14 protein-coding genes are annotated in these 15,813 nt (G+C 56.8%); 9 read left to right on the top strand and 5 right to left on the bottom strand.

What is annotated here, in order from left to right; all coding sequences use genetic code 11:
• Window positions 1-45: 45 nt before the first annotated feature.
• The 3 genes from Q1B46_RS07210 to Q1B46_RS07200 are packed head-to-tail and all read right to left on the bottom strand — an operon-like array spanning window position 46 to window position 2,526.
• Window positions 46-960 (bottom strand): pseudouridine-5'-phosphate glycosidase, encoded by a 915-nt coding sequence (locus Q1B46_RS07210; RefSeq protein ID WP_299946338.1) that lies wholly within the window; start codon window positions 958-960, stop codon window positions 46-48.
• Window positions 957-1,850: a PfkB family carbohydrate kinase gene (locus Q1B46_RS07205; RefSeq protein WP_299946700.1), complete on the bottom strand. Its 894-nt coding sequence runs from the start codon at window positions 1,848-1,850 to the stop codon at window positions 957-959. Before Q1B46_RS07205 ends, Q1B46_RS07210 begins: the two co-directional genes overlap by 4 nt.
• Before the next feature lie 55 nt (window positions 1,851-1,905).
• Complete coding sequence (locus tag Q1B46_RS07200) at window positions 1,906-2,526, bottom strand: thiamine phosphate synthase (protein ID WP_299660689.1); 621 nt, start codon at window positions 2,524-2,526, stop codon at window positions 1,906-1,908.
• 164 nt (window positions 2,527-2,690) lie between these two features.
• Here Q1B46_RS07200 and Q1B46_RS07195 point away from each other — a divergent pair, with 164 nt between their 5' ends.
• From Q1B46_RS07195 to Q1B46_RS07175, 5 genes are all read left to right on the top strand, one after another.
• The gene (locus Q1B46_RS07195) at window positions 2,691-3,434 is read left to right on the top strand and encodes an RNA methyltransferase (protein ID WP_299946335.1); all 744 of its coding nucleotides are present in this window, start codon (window positions 2,691-2,693) and stop codon (window positions 3,432-3,434) included.
• 62 nt (window positions 3,435-3,496) lie between these two features.
• Complete coding sequence (ctaA, locus tag Q1B46_RS07190) at window positions 3,497-4,642, top strand: heme A synthase (RefSeq protein WP_299946331.1); 1,146 nt, start codon at window positions 3,497-3,499, stop codon at window positions 4,640-4,642.
• A 5-nt stretch (window positions 4,643-4,647) separates the two neighbouring features.
• Window positions 4,648-6,117: a carboxypeptidase M32 gene (locus Q1B46_RS07185; protein WP_299946329.1), complete on the top strand. Its 1,470-nt coding sequence runs from the start codon at window positions 4,648-4,650 to the stop codon at window positions 6,115-6,117.
• 261 nt (window positions 6,118-6,378) lie between these two features.
• Window positions 6,379-6,813: a universal stress protein gene (locus Q1B46_RS07180; RefSeq protein ID WP_299946326.1), complete on the top strand. Its 435-nt coding sequence runs from the start codon at window positions 6,379-6,381 to the stop codon at window positions 6,811-6,813.
• Between the two features lie 43 nt (window positions 6,814-6,856).
• A complete protein-coding gene (locus Q1B46_RS07175; RefSeq protein ID WP_299946323.1) occupies window positions 6,857-8,359 on the top strand; it encodes an alanine/glycine:cation symporter family protein in 1,503 nt (500 codons plus the stop codon).
• 214 nt (window positions 8,360-8,573) lie between these two features.
• Here the strand turns inward: Q1B46_RS07175 and gyrA are convergent, their stop codons facing one another.
• Window positions 8,574-11,279, bottom strand: coding sequence for a DNA gyrase subunit A (gene gyrA, locus Q1B46_RS07170; protein WP_299946698.1), 2,706 nt, complete (start codon window positions 11,277-11,279; stop codon window positions 8,574-8,576).
• A gap of 224 nt (window positions 11,280-11,503) precedes the next feature.
• Between gyrA and Q1B46_RS07165 the strand changes: the two genes are divergently transcribed.
• Together Q1B46_RS07165 and Q1B46_RS07160 are read left to right on the top strand one after the other, a co-directional pair.
• On the top strand, window positions 11,504-11,773 hold the full coding sequence (locus tag Q1B46_RS07165) for an usg protein (RefSeq protein ID WP_299660677.1): 270 nt from the start codon (window positions 11,504-11,506) through the stop codon (window positions 11,771-11,773).
• A gap of 102 nt (window positions 11,774-11,875) precedes the next feature.
• The gene (locus Q1B46_RS07160; RefSeq protein ID WP_299946320.1) at window positions 11,876-12,571 is read left to right on the top strand and encodes a hypothetical protein; all 696 of its coding nucleotides are present in this window, start codon (window positions 11,876-11,878) and stop codon (window positions 12,569-12,571) included.
• Here Q1B46_RS07160 and Q1B46_RS07155 read toward each other — a convergent pair whose 3' ends face one another.
• Window positions 12,572-13,525: a radical SAM protein gene (locus tag Q1B46_RS07155; protein WP_299946317.1), complete on the bottom strand. Its 954-nt coding sequence runs from the start codon at window positions 13,523-13,525 to the stop codon at window positions 12,572-12,574. It abuts the gene before it with no gap.
• A gap of 163 nt (window positions 13,526-13,688) precedes the next feature.
• Between Q1B46_RS07155 and zwf the strand changes: the two genes are divergently transcribed.
• A complete protein-coding gene (zwf, locus tag Q1B46_RS07150; RefSeq protein WP_299946314.1) occupies window positions 13,689-15,143 on the top strand; it encodes a glucose-6-phosphate dehydrogenase in 1,455 nt (484 codons plus the stop codon).
• A complete protein-coding gene (pgl, locus tag Q1B46_RS07145; RefSeq protein ID WP_299946312.1) occupies window positions 15,140-15,811 on the top strand; it encodes a 6-phosphogluconolactonase in 672 nt (223 codons plus the stop codon). Before zwf ends, pgl begins: the two co-directional genes overlap by 4 nt.
• The last annotated feature ends 2 nt before the right edge of the window (window positions 15,812-15,813 follow it).

Genomic DNA, 15,813 nt, shown 5'->3' with positions numbered 1-15,813 from the left:
CGGATTTAGTTAAGCAGTCCGAGGTCTTGGTACAATAGGCGATTGCTACCCGGCGCTGTTGATCAGGGCCTTTGCAATACCAGCTGCCAGGCGCGCGTTGTTGCGCACCAGCGCGATGTTGGCGGTTAACGAACGACCTTCGGTGCGTTCGTAGATGCGCTGTAACAGATAGGGGGTCACACCCTTGCCGGTAATTCTGTGCGCTTCGGCATCAGCCTGAGCCGACGCAATGATCGGAGCAAGCTCTTCAGCTGCGATCTGGTCGGTCTGTGGGATCGGATTGGCGACCAGCTGTCCGCCCGGTAGGCCCAGTGCGCGACGAGTGGCATGAGCCTTTGCAATGTCTGCGGGACTGTCCATCCGCAAGGGTGCGGCCAAGGGGGACTTGGCAGACCAGAAAGCGGGAAACTCATCTTGGCCATGCGCGATAACGGGTACGCCTAGGGTCTCAAGTACCTCAAGCGTTTTGGCCAGATCGAGGATGGCTTTGGCACCCGCCGCGACAACGGTTACCGGCGTTTGCGCAAGCTCATGAAGGTCGGCAGAGATATCGAACGAAGTTTCGGCGCCCTGATGCACGCCGCCGATACCGCCGGTGGCGAAAACCTCGATACCCGCAAAATGCGCGGCAATCATGGTGGCAGCGACGGTGGTGGCGCCGGTGCCGCCGGTGGCAAGGCAGGCGGCCATGTCGGCCCGCGACAGCTTGGCGACGCCTTGCGTCTGACCCAGCGCCTTAAGCTGATCCGGTTCGAGACCAACATTCAACACGCCATCGATCACTGCAATCGTTGCCGGAACTGCGCCTGCGTCGCGGATATCCTGTTCGACCTGAGCGGCGACCTCGATATTCTGGGGGTAGGGCATCCCATGGGTGATGATGGTGCTTTCCAGCGCAACGATGGGATGCCCAGCGTTTTTTGCGTCGCGGACTTCGGCAGAATATTGGATGTTGATCACAGTGGAGTTTCTCCGGAAACATATGTTGCGGCAGCGTGCAGAGCGCGGGCCAGAGCGGCGTCATTGTCCGCGCCGTTTGCCTCTGCGGCGATATGGGCGGCCATGAATGTATCGCCCGCACCGGTCACGCGCGTGACCAGAACGGAAGGTGGTTTCTGGGTCAGAATATTATCGCCGCTGCCGACAGTGGCAGAGTTGCCGCCATCTGTCACAAGAACGCGCAATGCACCTCGGTCGAGCAGGCCTTTGGCGGCGCTTTCGGAATCGGTGAACTCTCGCTGGCACAATAACCCTGCCTCTTCGAGATTCACGTAAAGCGTCGCTCGGGCGTGTTTCAAAAAGGGCAGTAGACGTTCAGCCTTGCCGGGCGAGGCCGGCGCTACGCGCAGGTCAGCACGGGCAAAAGCGGGGCTTTGGGCGATCTCTTTCAGCAGGTCCAGCGTCAGGTTTCCATCCAGCGCCACGGGCCCTTCGAACGGATCGTTTTCATAGCCCAATGGCCCATGCATCAGGGGCCGCAGGATCTTGGCGCCAGCAGCTTCGAGCGAATGTGCATCGGCGATGGCAGCGATCAGACCATTCGCACCCTCGACTGCCATATAGCGATCGGTTGGCAGGTCTTGCGACCGATAAATGTGATCGGTGATCATACCCATCCGAGCGCAGGCGTTGGTCAGTTCGTCCCCTTCGGGATCACGTCCGATTGCAGTCAGCAATGTAGGGGTCATCCCGAAGCGTACCAGCGTCATGGCGATGTTCATGGCGACGCCGCCGGGCAGGCGCGTGATCCGCCCCGGAACGTCCGATCCCTGCCGCATCACGCTGGCAGAGCGCCCGATCACGTCCCAAAGGACCGATCCGATACACAGGATTTCGCAGTTCTGAGTCATGTCTGGTGTCATGCCGCAGCCCCGGAGCGGGTGCAAGGGTTAACGCTCACGGTCCTCAGCGCATTGCAGCGATCAGTGTGTTCAACGCGTCTAGCGGGTTTTCCTGTGACCAGATTTCATCCCCTATGCCGAAAAAATCGGTGCAGGGGGTCAGATCGCGGACCAATCCATCGGTCAGACCACCCTCGGCCACGACCGGAACCTCGATCATCTGCGACCACCATTGGAACAGGTCGTGCTCGGCGCGGGTTCCGTCGCCCAATGCAACGTTTCCGACCGGACCAAAGGCAACATAGTCTGCTCCGCCTTCTCCAGCGGACATGCCATCGTGGCTGGAAGCTCCGCAAAAGCTGCCGACGATGGCATCCGGGCCCAGTTCCTTGCGCGCGGCCCTGACCGAGCGTGCTGCATCGTCCAGATGCACACCATCCAGCCCCAACCGTTGTGCCAGAAGCACGTGGTTTGATATCACCAGCGCCACGTCTCGGGCATGGGCAACCTCGCGGCAGGCATCTGCGGCGCGGGCAATGGTGTCTTCGTCACTGCCAGCCAACGCCAATCGGATGCAAGCGATCTCGGCCCCGTCCAATACGCGGGACAGTTGGTCGGGGAACGTGCTCAGGGTGATCGTTGGCGGGGTGATCAGATATATCTGCGGCTGCTCTGGGGTGTCCATGGGCGCGTCCTTGGCTTTCGGTCTTTCGCGGGGTTTAGCGGATTGTGCCGGGGATGCAAACTTTCATGCCTCTGCCAGATGTAATTGGGAACAGAAAAAGCAGGGGCGGCTTGCCCTGACGGGACGAGAGGATTAGAGCGGGCGGAGCTTTTTTGGAGTCCATGATGCCCAGCGACAAATCTCAGCCGTCCTTTGTGCTTGTGCGCCCGCAGATGGGAGAAAACATCGGCGCCGCAGCGCGGGCGATGTGGAATTTCGGGCTAGACCGGATGCGGATTGTTGCGCCGCGCGATGGTTGGCCAAACCCCAAAGCCGTCGCGATGTCCAGCGGGGCAGGGCGGCTGTTGGATGAGGCACAACTGTTTGACGATCTGGCCGGGGCATTGGGGGATCGGACCTATGTCTTTGCAACCACGGCGCGGCAACGGGGCCTGACCAAACCCGTATTCAGCCCCGAACGGGCCATGCAGATCGCCGCTGAAAAGGTAGCCTCGGGCGAGAAGGTCGCCGTGTTGTTCGGACCTGAACGCGCCGGGCTTGAGAATGAGGATATCGCCAAGGCAAATGCGATTATCTCGGTGCCGGTAAACCCTGAATATGCCTCGTTGAATCTTGGGCAATGTGTGCTGCTGACCGCTTATGAGTGGATGCGCCAGACCGGGGATGTGGTGCATGAAGCCACTGATCTGGGCAAAGGCGACTGGGCGACGGGGATCGAGGTCGAAAAACTGGTCGAACACTACGAGGACCGTTTGGAAGAAGCAGGTTTCTTCTATCCTCCCGAAAAAGCCGAAGGGATGAAGACAAACCTGCGCAATCTGTGGTCACGAATGCGGATGACGCGGGCGGATGTGCAGATGCTGCATGGTGTCATGCGTCAGATGGTCCGCTGGAAGGATCGGGGCTGAGGCTGGACCTCATGCCCAAGTCAACCTAGCTTGCGACGAAATCCAAGGCACAAGAGGACAGCATGAGCGGTAAGCGCAGCATCTTCGAAGACGTCTCAGACACGGAAAAACAAGAGGCAGTTCAACCGGGATTGCTTGATCGTGGGCGTGGCGGCGCGCGTCAGGCCATTCGCATCTGGCTTATGATCCTGTTCGCGCTTGTGGTCATCATGATCGCGGTCGGTGGTCTGACCCGCCTGACCGATAGCGGCCTGTCGATCACTGAGTGGCGCCCGATCACCGGAGCCATCCCGCCGACCTCTGAAACCGACTGGCAGGCCGAGTTCGACAAGTACAAGCAGATCGATCAATGGCGTATCCAGAACCAGTGGATGGAGCTGGACGATTTCAAGTCAATCTACTGGTGGGAATGGGGCCACCGCCAGCTGGGCCGTGTGATCGGTCTGGTCTGGGCGATTGGTTTCTTTGGTTTCCTGGCAGCCCGAAAGATTCCGACAGGTTGGACCGGGCGCTTGTTGATCCCCGGAGCATTGGGCGGCGTACAGGGGGCTGTCGGCTGGTGGATGGTCGCCTCGGGCGTGACGCAGGGCGAGGGGATGACCGCCGTCGCCAGCTACCGACTGGCCGTTCATCTGGGGCTTGCGTTTGTGATCCTCGGGTTTCTGGCTTGGTACATCTTCATGTTGGGGCGCGAGGAACGCGATCTGATGCAAGCCCGCCGTGCAAAAGAAGCGCGGTTGTTCTCGCTGTCCACAGGCCTGATGCATTTCGCCTTTTTGCAGATACTCATTGGTGCTTTGGTCGCTGGAATCGACGCCGGTCGTTCTTATACGGATTGGCCGTTGATCGGAGGCCAAATCCTGCCACCGGATGCGACCATGCTGGAACCGATGTGGCGAAACTTCTTCGAAAGCCCGGGTCTGGTGCAGTTCATCCACCGCTGCGCCGGCTATCTGCTGTTGGCTTTTGGAATCGTTGTCTGGCGGCGAGGCAGCGCCAGCGCGCACCCGCAGACCCGGTTCGCCTTTAATGCATTGTTTGCCGCGCTATCACTACAGGTTGTGGTCGGGATCATGACAGTGATCTATGCAGCACCCTGGCAAATAGCGATATTCCACCAACTCATGGCCGTTGTGGTCTGGATACTGATCCTGCGCGCACGTTTTTTGACGGCCTATCCCATTGCAACCTCTTTGCGCGGAGCATGATTTAGATGACAGCTTTCAACGACCTGATGGCGTATCAGCGCCAAACCTCGGCCCTTGGCCAGATTGCCGGACGTCTTGGTTGGGATCAGGAAACCGTGATGCCGCGCGGCGCCGCTCCGCAGCGGGCCGAGGAGATGGCCGCGATAGAAGCTGTGCTTCACGCACGTCGATCAGACCCGCGTGTCGCGGAGTGGTTGGAAAGCGCATATGCAACCAGCGATGCAGACAAGGCCCAACTGCGGGAAATTCGCCGCGCCTATGAACGTGCGGTAAAGGTTCCGTCGGATTTGGCCACGGCGATTGCGCGCCTGACGTCCGAGGCACAGGGAAAATGGGCGCAGGCCCGTGCTGACGAAGATGTTGCAGCCTTCCTGCCTGTTCTTGAGGAGGTTGTTGCTCTCAAGCGCGAGGAGGGCTCGGCGCTTGCCCAAGGTGGCGATATCTATGATGCAATGGTCGAGGATTACGAACCCTACACGACGGGTGCCCAGATCGCCGAGATTTTCGACCAGATGCGCCCGCGATTAGTTGCCTTGCGCGCAGCCGTTCTGGATCGGCCCGAACCTGCGGCCTTGACCGGCAGTTTTGATGAAATGACCCAGATGCGCCTGTCGCAAAAGCTGGCCGTCGCATTCGGGTATGACCTGAACAACGGCCGCGTCGACAAGGCGGTACACCCGTTCAGTTCGGGCAGTGGGCTGGATGTGCGCATCACCACCAGAACCAGCGAGACCGACCCGTTCAACTGCTTCTACTCGACGATTCATGAGGTGGGTCATGCGGCCTATGAACAGGGCATTGATCCGGTCTATCTGCTGACGCCATTGGGAAGCGGCGTGTCCATGGGTGTGCATGAAAGCCAAAGCAGGATTTACGAAAACCAGTTGGGCCGGTCTCGCGCCTTTACCGGCTGGCTGTTCGACCAGATGAAGGAAGCCTTTGGTGATTTTGGTATCGCAGATGCGGATGCCTTCTACGCTACGGTCAACCGCGTGCACAACGGATATATCCGAACCGAAGCGGACGAGGTTCAGTACAACCTGCATATCATGCTGCGTTTCGATCTTGAGCGTGCGCTGATGGCGGGTGATCTTCAGGTCGGCGACCTTGAAGCCGCATGGAACGACCGTTTTGCAGCTGATTTCGGATATGCGGTCGACAAGCCATCGAATGGATGTCTGCAGGATGTGCACTGGTCCGTTGGTCTGTTTGGGTACTTCCCAACCTATTCGCTGGGCAATGTCTATGCGGGGTGCCTCAATCAAGCGTTACAGAAAGCTGTTCCTGAGCTAGATGCGCAATTGGCCAAAGGCGACACCTCGGGCGCAACGGGTTGGTTGCGCGAGAACGTCCAGCAATTCGGCGGACTTTATGCGCCACGCGAGGTCATCCAGCGGGCAGGTGGAGTTGAACCGGGGCCGGAGCCTTTGTTGGCGTATCTTGAGGACAAGTTTGGGTCGTTGTATGCGCTTTGAGTGAGGGTCAAATATTAACCTCCCAAAGGTGTGCGCAAGTTTACGAATTCAGGAATTGACTTGAGGGCGCTGTCCGCTTTGCGCCAAAATTACGGTTTCTGCAACCAAAATGAATGTCGGGAACTGAGCGCGGTTGGTCAGCGATGCAAACAGAAAGTACGTGACTTTGGGTTAATCTCGCCTCTAGATTGGTCAGATACAAAAAATTATCCCAACGTTCTTATTGCGTTGTGGGGCAGAAAAACTCTAGCGGGGCCCAATATGTTGAACAAATACCTTGTCGCTGTTGAAGGAAGCGAAGGCAGTCAACGTGCTTTGGCGCATGCAATCGAACGCGCGAAAGCATCGAATGCAGAGCTGATCTTAGCCCACGTCATCGACTGGTCACCCTACAGCTTTCATACCCCAGAAGAGCTCTCTGCGCGGCACAAGCGGCGCGAAGAAGAACTAACAAGGGCAAGGGATGTAGTGCTGGCACCAATCATGAAGCGCGTCGAAGAGGCAGGTGTGCAGTCGTCGTCCGAAGTTCGGCACGGCAAGGCGGCCGAAACACTTGCTGAGATGGCAATTGAACATGATGTTGCTCAGATAATCGCCGGACGAAGTGGTGAAAGTGGTATGTCGACGATGCTGTTTGGCACGACGCCATCGAAACTCGTCCAGATCAGCTCAGTTCCGGTTTTGATCGTCCCCTAAAACAAAGAAGACAGAATTTATAAAGAAACTCCGGAGGGACAACATGGCTTATCGACATTTAATCGCCTGCTCAGTGCTCTTTGCCGCCCTGGCTTCCCCGGCATTCGCCGGGATCGACGACACCATCAACTCGATTACGGCTCCGATTGCAGCGCTGGTCGGGCAGATCGTGTTCTTCAAAATCCCGGTATTCGGAGCACAACTTCCACTTGTCGTGCTTTGGCTCGTGGTTGGTGCGGTGTTTTTCACATTCTACATGGGCTTTGTCAGCCTTCGTGGTTTCAAGCATGCGATTGAGCTGGTTCGCGGCGATTACTCTAATCCAAACGATGCCGGGGAAGTTTCGCACTTTCAGGCCCTGGCAACGGCGGTTTCAGGGACAGTTGGGATCGGTAATATCGGTGGCGTCGCTGTGGCGGTAACCGTTGGTGGACCAGGTGCCACCTTCTGGATGATCCTTGCAGGGTTCCTCGGCATGTCGACAAAATTCGTGGAATGTACTCTCGGTGTTAAATACCGTCAGCAGAACCCGGACGGATCGGTGTCTGGCGGGCCTATGTACTTCATGCGCGACGGACTGGCGGCGCAGGGTCGGGCTGGCCTGGGAAGGTTCATGGGAACATTCTACGCCATTGGTATTTTTGTTGGCGCGCTTGGCATTGGGAATATGTTCCAGTCCAATCAGGCCTATGTGCAGCTTAACACCGTGGCTGGCGGGGCGCTTGACGGGTTTGGCTGGCTTGTAGGCCTGATCCTGGCGGGTGTCGTATTCGCTGTCATCATCGGCGGTATCAAATCTATTGCGGCTGTGACTGAGAAAGTGGTGCCGTTCATGGCAGTGCTTTATTGTGTATTTGCAATCATCGTGATCCTAATGAATGGGGCCTATATCCCAGCAGCGATTGGCAACATCTTTAGCGGGGCGCTCACCCCGGAAGGCGTCGCTGGTGGAGCGCTTGGTGCACTCATCATCGGTTTCCAACGGGCGGTCTTTTCAAACGAGGCCGGGATCGGCTCTGCTTCTATCGCGCACTCTGCTGTTCGGACGAATGAGCCTGTTACCGAGGGCTATGTATCTCTGCTGGAGCCATTCATAGACACCATCGTGATTTGTACCATTACTGCATTAGTAATCGGCACCACACAAGTAGCGGCACCGGGCTTTGCCGGGGATGCAACCGGGGTTGCCATGACCTCAGCGGCATTCGAACGGCAGATCAGCTGGTTCCCATACGTATTGGCCATCGCGGCTCTGCTCTTTGCCTTCTCGACCATGATCTCATGGTCTTACTACGGGCTGAAGGGCTGGACATATCTGTTTGGTGAAAGCACGCAGACCTTGTACAAAGTAATCTTCTGCGCCTTTGTGGCATTGGGTTGCATGGTTCAGCTTGGTCCGATCCTTGATATCTCGGATGCGTTGGTCTTCCTAATCTGTGTTCCCAATATTTTGGCGCTCTACTTCCTGGCACCAGTCGTGAAGCGCGAAATGAACAGCTACCTCGATCGCATCAAAAGTGGTGAGATCAAGAAATACAGCCACTAGTCTGCAGGAAGACTAGTCTAAGTATTAAGTGAGAAGACCTGCCAAGCGGTTCAAAGACCGCTTGGCAGCCGACCGAGGCCTTCTGGGCTGATCTTATCCACAATGCCGACATCGTCGCGTGCGCTGCGAATGCACACATTGCCTGCTGAGCGGTCGTTGGAAAGTTTAGACCAAAGAAACCGAGTTTATCTCACCCGGTTTCTTTCTTGATCTTTCACTCTTCGGCCTCTTCGTCGCCCTGATCCGCGATCCAGGCCACACTGACGACCTCTTCGCCTTTGCCGGTGTTGAAGACCTTCACTCCCCCGGCGCTGCGGGAGCGGAAGGATATTCCATCAACCGGCACCCGGATCGACTGACCTTTGGAGGTGGCCAGCATGATCTGATCGTCAATCTCGACCGGGAAGGATGCCACCAATTCACCTCCGCGCATGGCTTTGTCCATTGCTGCAACACCCATGCCGCCACGGCCGCGAACGGGATAGTCGTGGCTGGAGCTTAGTTTGCCCGCGCCACCAGCGGTGATGGTCAGGATCAGGTTCTCGGCCGCCGACATCTCGGCATAGCGTTCCTGAGGCAGGACACTGTCAGCATTGCCTTCATCTTCATCCGTCTCGGCCTCATCCGTCACGCCAGCCATCAGACGGCGCATCTTAAGGTAAGCGGCCCGTTCATCCGAAGTGGCGTTGAAGTGGCGGATAACCGACATCGAGACCACCTCATCCTTGCCGGTCAGGCGCACACCGCGCACACCGACCGAGGACCGGCTGTTGAATACCCGTACATCCGTTGTTGAAAAGCGGATCGCACGACCGGATTTTGTGACCAGCATCACGTCATCATCATCCGAGCAGATGCGCGCGTTGATCAGTTTGGTATCCGCATGATCCTCTTCGAACTTCATCGCGATCTTGCCGTTACGTTTCACATTGGTGAAATCCGACAGGCGGTTGCGTCGCACGGTGCCCGCACTGGTGGCGAACACGATCTGCAGGTTTTCCCATTCTTCATCCGGCACATCCACTGGCATGATCGCGGCGATGGAAACTCCGGTTGGGATCGGCAGAATGTTGACGATGGCCTTGCCCTTGCCGGTGCGCCCCGATTGCGGCAGACGCCAGGTCTTGAGCTTGTAGACCATTCCATCGGTGGTGAAGAACAACAGTTGCGTGTGTGTATTCGCCACGAAGAGGGTGGTAACCACGTCCTCTTCCTTGGTCTGCATGCCCGACAGACCCTTGCCGCCGCGCTTCTGCGCACGGAAGTCGGCCAACGGGGTACGCTTGATGTATCCGCCCGAGGTGACTGTCACGACCATGTCTTCCCGTTCGATCAGGTCTTCGTCGTCCATGTCGCCAGACCAGTCGACGATTTCCGTGCGGCGCGGCACAGCAAACTGTTCGCGTACTTCACGCAGCTCGTCACCGATAATGGACATAATGCGCTCGCGAGAGCCAAGAATTTCAAGGTATTCCTTGATCTTGCCTGCCAGTTCTTCCAACTCGTCGGTGACTTCTTTCACACCGATCTGGGTCAGGCGCTGCAACCGCAATTCCAGAATGGCGCGCGCTTGCGTTTCGGACAGGTTATAGGTTCCATCCTCGTTCGCTGTGTGGGTCGGATCATCGATCAACGCGATGTATTCCAGGATCGGCTGCGCGGGCCATCGCCGAGTCATCAGCTTTTCGCGGGCCTCAGCGGCGTCTGCAGATTGGCGGATCGTCGTCACAATCTCATCGATATTGGTGACGGCCACGGCCAGACCACATAGAATGTGGCTGCGTTCGCGCGCCTTACGCAACAGATGCGCGGTTCGACGGGCGACGACATCTTCGCGGAAGTCGATAAACGAGGTCAAAAAGCGACGAAGCGTCAACTGTTCGGGCCGACCGCCATTCAATGCCAGCATGTTACAGCCGAAATAGGTCTGCATCGGCGAGAAGCGGAACAGCTGATTCAGGACCACTTCGGGCGTTGCATCGCGTTTAAGTTCGACTACGACACGTACACCGTTGCGGTCGGATTCGTCCTGGACGTGGGAAACACCTTCGATGCGTTTCTCGCGCACCGCTTCAGCGATCTTTTCGATCATCGAAGCCTTGTTCACCTGATAGGGAATCTCATCCACGACGATGGCATAGCGATCTTTGCGGATCTCCTCGACGCGGGTTTTTGAGCGGATGATGACGCTGCCGCGGCCTTCCAGATAGGCCTTGCGCGCACCCGAGCGGCCCAACATCAGGCCGCCGGTCGGGAAATCGGGGCCGGGGACGTATTCGATCAACTGCTCGGACGTCAGATCCGGGTCGTCGATCAGTGCCAGCGTCGCGTCAATGACTTCGCCCAGATTATGTGGCGGAATGTTGGTTGCCATACCCACGGCGATACCGCCGGCACCGTTGACCAACATATTCGGGAAACGGGCGGGCAGGACGGTCGGCTCTTTGTCTTTGCCGTCGTAGTTGTCCTGAAAATCGACCGTGTCTTTTTCGATATCGGCCAGTAGGGATGCGGCAGGCTTATCCATCCGCACTTCGGTGTAACGCATGGCCGCCGGGTTATCGCCGTCCATCGAACCAAAGTTGCCCTGACCATCCAGCAGCGGCAGAGACATCGAGAAATCTTGTGCCATCCGCACCAGCGCGTCATAGATCGCGCTGTCACCATGTGGGTGGTACTTACCCATCACATCGCCAACCGGACGGGCGGACTTGCGATAGGATTTGTCGTGCGTGTTCCCGGTTTCGTGCATTGCATAGAGAATGCGCCGATGCACCGGCTTCAACCCGTCTCGCAGATCGGGGATCGCGCGCGAAACGATGACAGACATGGCATAATCCAAGTAGGACGTGCGCATCTCGGATTCGATAGAGACCGTCGGGCCATCATAGACCGGGCGTTCTGGCGGAGTTTCATCCATGTTTTCAGGTGTTTCTGGCGTATCGCTCACGTAGGCTGCCCGTGTCTTGTTTTTGATCTATATCTTGTGGATGCACCTTATCAGACGCGGCATATAAGGTGCAAGCAAGCAACCGTCTCGAGGCCAATTTAGCTTGGTAACAGTAGAGTAACATATTGTTATCTAAGTATTAGGTAGTTTCCATGTTACCCTGAGAAGACCTTGTAATAAATTTGGAGGTCTGAATGGCGCAAAGCGAAACCGAACTTATGCTCAGAGGTTACGGGTTAACGACGGCCGAGTTCTTCTACCATATGCCCGACTATATTCACGTTCTGAACACGTTCATTTGGCAGGACTACGATCTTGCCCCGGATCATCCAAAGCTGTTTGAATTCGTTGAATATTGGCAAAAAGAGATTGAGGGACCGCTGCATTCGGTCCGTTTCACCCATCGCAAGATGATCGCTCCGGGCGAGTGGAGGAACATGGTCGGCGAATTCCAGGTGAACTGAAGCTGAGACAAATATCATCTGCGCGTTCTAAAGACTGGTTTTCAATCGAGGCAATTGGGTTATGGTGTCGACCAAGTTGATGGTCTCATGCGGAATTCCACTATGCCCAGAATACTATTCATTGCCGTGGCGCTTTGTCTGAACAGCCCTGCATTTGCTGAGGGCGTTCTGGACAAGATCAAAAAAGGGGCCGAGAACACAGCAACCGCTATCGGCCGCGGCGCAGAAGGCGTTGGGAATACTATTGAAAAGGGTGCCAACGCGGTTGATGACACCATTGATTCCACTTCCGAACTGTTAAAGTACGAAGCGACGCCAGAAGAGACGCGTGTCAAGCTGGATGCGATGGCAGGCGACATTCTGGATCAATTGCTTGCAGAAGACCCGCAGGCGCAAGCACTCTACGATGTCAGCGCCGGATATGCTGTATTCGACTCGCGTAAAGTGACCGTGTTTCCAGTGTCGGCTGGCTACGGCCGCGGTGTAGCCGTTTCAAAGGAAACTGAACAACACACATACATGAATATGGGTACAGGCGGGGTCGGTGGGGCCATCGGAATTGGTGGGTTCGAAACCAAGTTTGTCATTCTGTTCGAAACACCCGCGGATTTGGAAAAGTTCATCAGCCAGGGCTATGACGCGACGGCAGAAACAGGTGCGATGTATGGAGAGGATCGTTCGGGCGAAACGCTCCACTTCACAGAGGGCCGATCATTCTTTGCACTGAGTAAGAAGGGGTGGCGCGTTTCTGCGGGTGCCACGGGTACGAAATTTTGGAAGTCGCCGGAACTTAATTGATCATCCGGAACAACTCGCCCCACCAAGAACGCAGAATTTGGCGCAGTGGGGGTGATTCAGGTGTACGTCGGCCTCGGCTTCGGCAAGGGTCTCTCCCATTTCGAACTCAGGTGAATTCGGCAGCAGGGTGCAGGCCAGCACCGTCGGGCGCTCTGCGCCTTTGCGCTTGACCACCATGCGGGAGCTTGCGCACATGACCGCATCTGGGGATTTATTTAGAATTCCCCAGCAAGCGGTTGTAATTTCGGGCACTTCTACCGTTTCGTCCATTTCGGGAAACAGGACTGTTTGGCCCGGATCCTGCGCATCGATATCAAACCCATGCTCGGCAAAAAACGCGGCATATCCTGCGCGGCTTTCAGCGTCGGAATCGCCCCAAACGGTCCGCCCCGCGATGGCCATTTTGAGATTATTGTCCCGCAACCACCCCATACCGGTGAGAGTTTTGGCAAAACTGCCTTTGCCGCGTTCTTCATCATGAAGTTCAGGGCGATAATGATCGACAGAAACGCGAAGGATCAGCTTATCCCCATACTCTTGCTGCAGGGCCAGCAACCCATCGCGCATCTTGCGACGCATCATCGGAAGCATTGCATTGGTGAGGATCAGAACCTCGTATCCGCGTTCCAGTGCCGCACGGGTCATATCGATCATCTGGGGGTTCATGAACGGCTCACCGCCGGTAAATCCGATCTCGCGTATCGGCCACCCGCGATCTTCGATCTGATCCAGAAATTCGCGCACTTCGTCCGCAGTAATGTAAACCAACGCATCATTGGTCGGGCTGCTGGCGATATAGCAGTTCACGCATTCGATATTGCACAGCGTGCCTGTATTGAACCACAATGTCTCGGGATTGGTCAGTGCAACTGAGGCGCGCGTCTGCCCGTCCGCTGTCACCAAACTGTTTTGAAACTTCCCGATATTTGCTGCCTGAGTGGCGTTGTCTTTCATTCCGGCATCCGGTTCTGTGAATTCACTGAACCGACTTAACCGTTTGCACCAGTTTAGTTAAGTATGTTGACCCTTTGCTGACAGAGTTTTGATGTTGGAAGAAAATTGCCGAATGATTGCGCTAACATTGGACATGCCTCAAGCGGCAAGGTAAGGAAAAGCCATGGTTTCTCGCGTCATACCTGTTGACCCATTTGATCTGGTCATTTTCGGCGGAACTGGCGATCTGGCACAGCGCAAGATCGTTCCAGCTCTGTTTCGGCGTTACTGTGCCGGACAGTGGCCCGAGGCTGCCAGGATCATAGGTGCGGCGCGGGCTGGATTAACGGTTGATGCGTTTCGTGGGATGGTCGCCGATTCGCTGCGCAAGCACGCGCCGAAGCGGGCAAAAGACCCTGAGGCTGTGAGGGGTTTTCTGCAGCGTTTGGACTATGTTCCGCTGGATGCATTATCCGACGAAGGCTGGGCGCAGTTGGTCGATAGGCTGAGTACGGATCGTATCCGGGCCTTTTATTTCTCGGTCGGGCCAAGATTGTTTGGGCCGCTAGCCGAACGGATCAGAGCGCACGATTTAGCTACGCCGCAGACACGCATCGTTGTTGAAAAGCCGTTTGGTCATAATCTGGAAAGCGCCCGCGCGTTGAACGCGACTTTGGCGGCGCATTTCGACGAAGGGCAGATCTATCGGATCGATCACTATCTGGGTAAGGAAACAGTTCAGAACTTGATGGCTGTACGGTTCGGCAACATGCTGTTCGAACCGCTCTGGAACAGCCAGTATGTCGACCATATCCAGATCACTGTGGCCGAAACCGTCGGCATAGACGGGCGAGAAGAGTATTATGAACGCGCAGGCGCCATGCGTGACATGATGCAGAACCATTTGATGCAGCTGTTGTGCCTGATCGCGATGGAACCGCCCGCAAAATTCGACCCGGACGCAGTGCGTGATGAAAAACTCAAGGTGATCCGCGCGCTTGACCCGGTTGAGCCGCATCACATCGTGCGCGGCCAGTTTGCGGGTGGCGGTGATGGCCGCAGCTATCGTGAAGCCGCTGGAAACCCCCGATCTACGACCGAAAGCTATGTTGCTTTGCGTGCGCATGTCAGTAATTGGCGTTGGGCGGGGACACCGTTTTATCTGCGCACGGGAAAAGAACTGGTGGCGCGATCGTCTGTCATCAATGTGATGTTCAAGGACGCGCCGCATTCGATTTTCGGGGAAGAGGCTGGTCGCCATGCCAATGCGCTGTCGATCCGTTTGCAGCCGAACGAAGGCATCACCCTGAAGGTTACGATCAAGGAACCTGGGCAGGGCGGTATGCGCTTGGTCGACGTGCCATTGGACATGAGCTTTGCAGAGGCATTGGGCCCTGAAAATCAGGATCCGCCCGACGCTTATGAAAGGCTGGTCATGGATGTCATCCGCGGCAACCAGACACTGTTCATGCGTGGCGATGAGGTCGAGGCCGCCTGGGCCTGGACCGATCCGATTATCGCCGGTTGGCAGGCGCGTGGTGACGTTCCCAAACCCTATGAGAATGGCAGCACCGGACCAGGGGATGCCGAACTGCTGATGAAACGAGATCACCGCCGCTGGCAAGGAATAAACCCATGAATATCAAAGAATACGCCGATCGTGATATGCTGGCAATTGATGTAGCGAACGCATTAGCTGGCGACCTTGAGGCCGCGTTGCTGCACCACGATGCCGTCTCGCTGGCCGTTCCCGGCGGTACCACACCGGGGCCTGTGTTCGATGGGTTATGTGCGGCTGATCTGGATTGGGATCGCGTGCGTGTTTTGCCCACCGATGAACGATGTTTGCCGGGGGATCACGAACGCTCGAACGAGCGATTGATCCGTGAAAGGCTGCTGACCAGCCGCGCATCCGTCGCGCAATACATCCCTCTGTATGTCGCGGGTCACGAGCCCGAGGCGGTATTGCCCGAGATCGAAAGCCTGATTAACCCGGTTTTGCCTTTATCGGTACTGGTGTTGGGCATGGGGGAGGATATGCACACTGCTTCGCTCTTTCCCGGGATGGAAGGCTTGTCCGCCGCGTTGGATAACCATGCGCCGACATTGGCAGTGGCACGCACAGACGTGCAGCCTGAGGTGCGGATCACACTGACCGCACCGGTTTTGGAGGGCGCGATGTCGAAACACCTTGTCATATTTGGAGGAGCCAAGCGGGATGCTCTGGACCGTGCCATGTCATTGCCGCCCGAGGAGGCCCCGATCGCAGCTGTGCTGAGTGGCATGACAGTTCACTGGGCGGAGTAATC

This window comes from uncultured Ruegeria sp. (assembly GCF_947500045.1).
Lineage (GTDB): Bacteria > Pseudomonadota > Alphaproteobacteria > Rhodobacterales > Rhodobacteraceae > Ruegeria.
The sequence above is the reverse complement of the archived record's forward strand: the minus strand, read 5'-3'. Positions and strand labels throughout refer to the sequence as shown.

Excerpts from the sequence above, each read along its gene's own strand:
- Q1B46_RS07175 (WP_299946323.1), top strand. The coding sequence starts at position 6,857 with ATGGCTTATCGACATTTAATCGCCTGCTCAGTGCTCTTTGCCGCCCTG.
- Q1B46_RS07185 (WP_299946329.1), top strand. The coding sequence starts at position 4,648 with ATGACAGCTTTCAACGACCTGATGGCGTATCAGCGCCAAACCTCGGCC.
- pgl (WP_299946312.1), top strand. The coding sequence starts at position 15,140 with ATGAATATCAAAGAATACGCCGATCGTGATATGCTGGCAATTGATGTA.
- Q1B46_RS07205 (WP_299946700.1), bottom strand. The coding sequence starts at position 1,850 with ATGACTCAGAACTGCGAAATCCTGTGTATCGGATCGGTCCTTTGGGAC.
- Q1B46_RS07160 (WP_299946320.1), top strand. The coding sequence starts at position 11,876 with ATGCCCAGAATACTATTCATTGCCGTGGCGCTTTGTCTGAACAGCCCT.
- ctaA (WP_299946331.1), top strand. The coding sequence starts at position 3,497 with ATGAGCGGTAAGCGCAGCATCTTCGAAGACGTCTCAGACACGGAAAAA.
- Q1B46_RS07200 (WP_299660689.1), bottom strand. The coding sequence starts at position 2,526 with ATGGACACCCCAGAGCAGCCGCAGATATATCTGATCACCCCGCCAACG.
- gyrA (WP_299946698.1), bottom strand. The coding sequence starts at position 11,279 with ATGGATGAAACTCCGCCAGAACGCCCGGTCTATGATGGCCCGACGGTC.
- Q1B46_RS07195 (WP_299946335.1), top strand. The coding sequence starts at position 2,691 with ATGCCCAGCGACAAATCTCAGCCGTCCTTTGTGCTTGTGCGCCCGCAG.
- Q1B46_RS07165 (WP_299660677.1), top strand. The coding sequence starts at position 11,504 with ATGGCGCAAAGCGAAACCGAACTTATGCTCAGAGGTTACGGGTTAACG.
- Q1B46_RS07180 (WP_299946326.1), top strand. The coding sequence starts at position 6,379 with ATGTTGAACAAATACCTTGTCGCTGTTGAAGGAAGCGAAGGCAGTCAA.
- Q1B46_RS07155 (WP_299946317.1), bottom strand. The coding sequence starts at position 13,525 with ATGAAAGACAACGCCACTCAGGCAGCAAATATCGGGAAGTTTCAAAAC.
- zwf (WP_299946314.1), top strand. The coding sequence starts at position 13,689 with ATGGTTTCTCGCGTCATACCTGTTGACCCATTTGATCTGGTCATTTTC.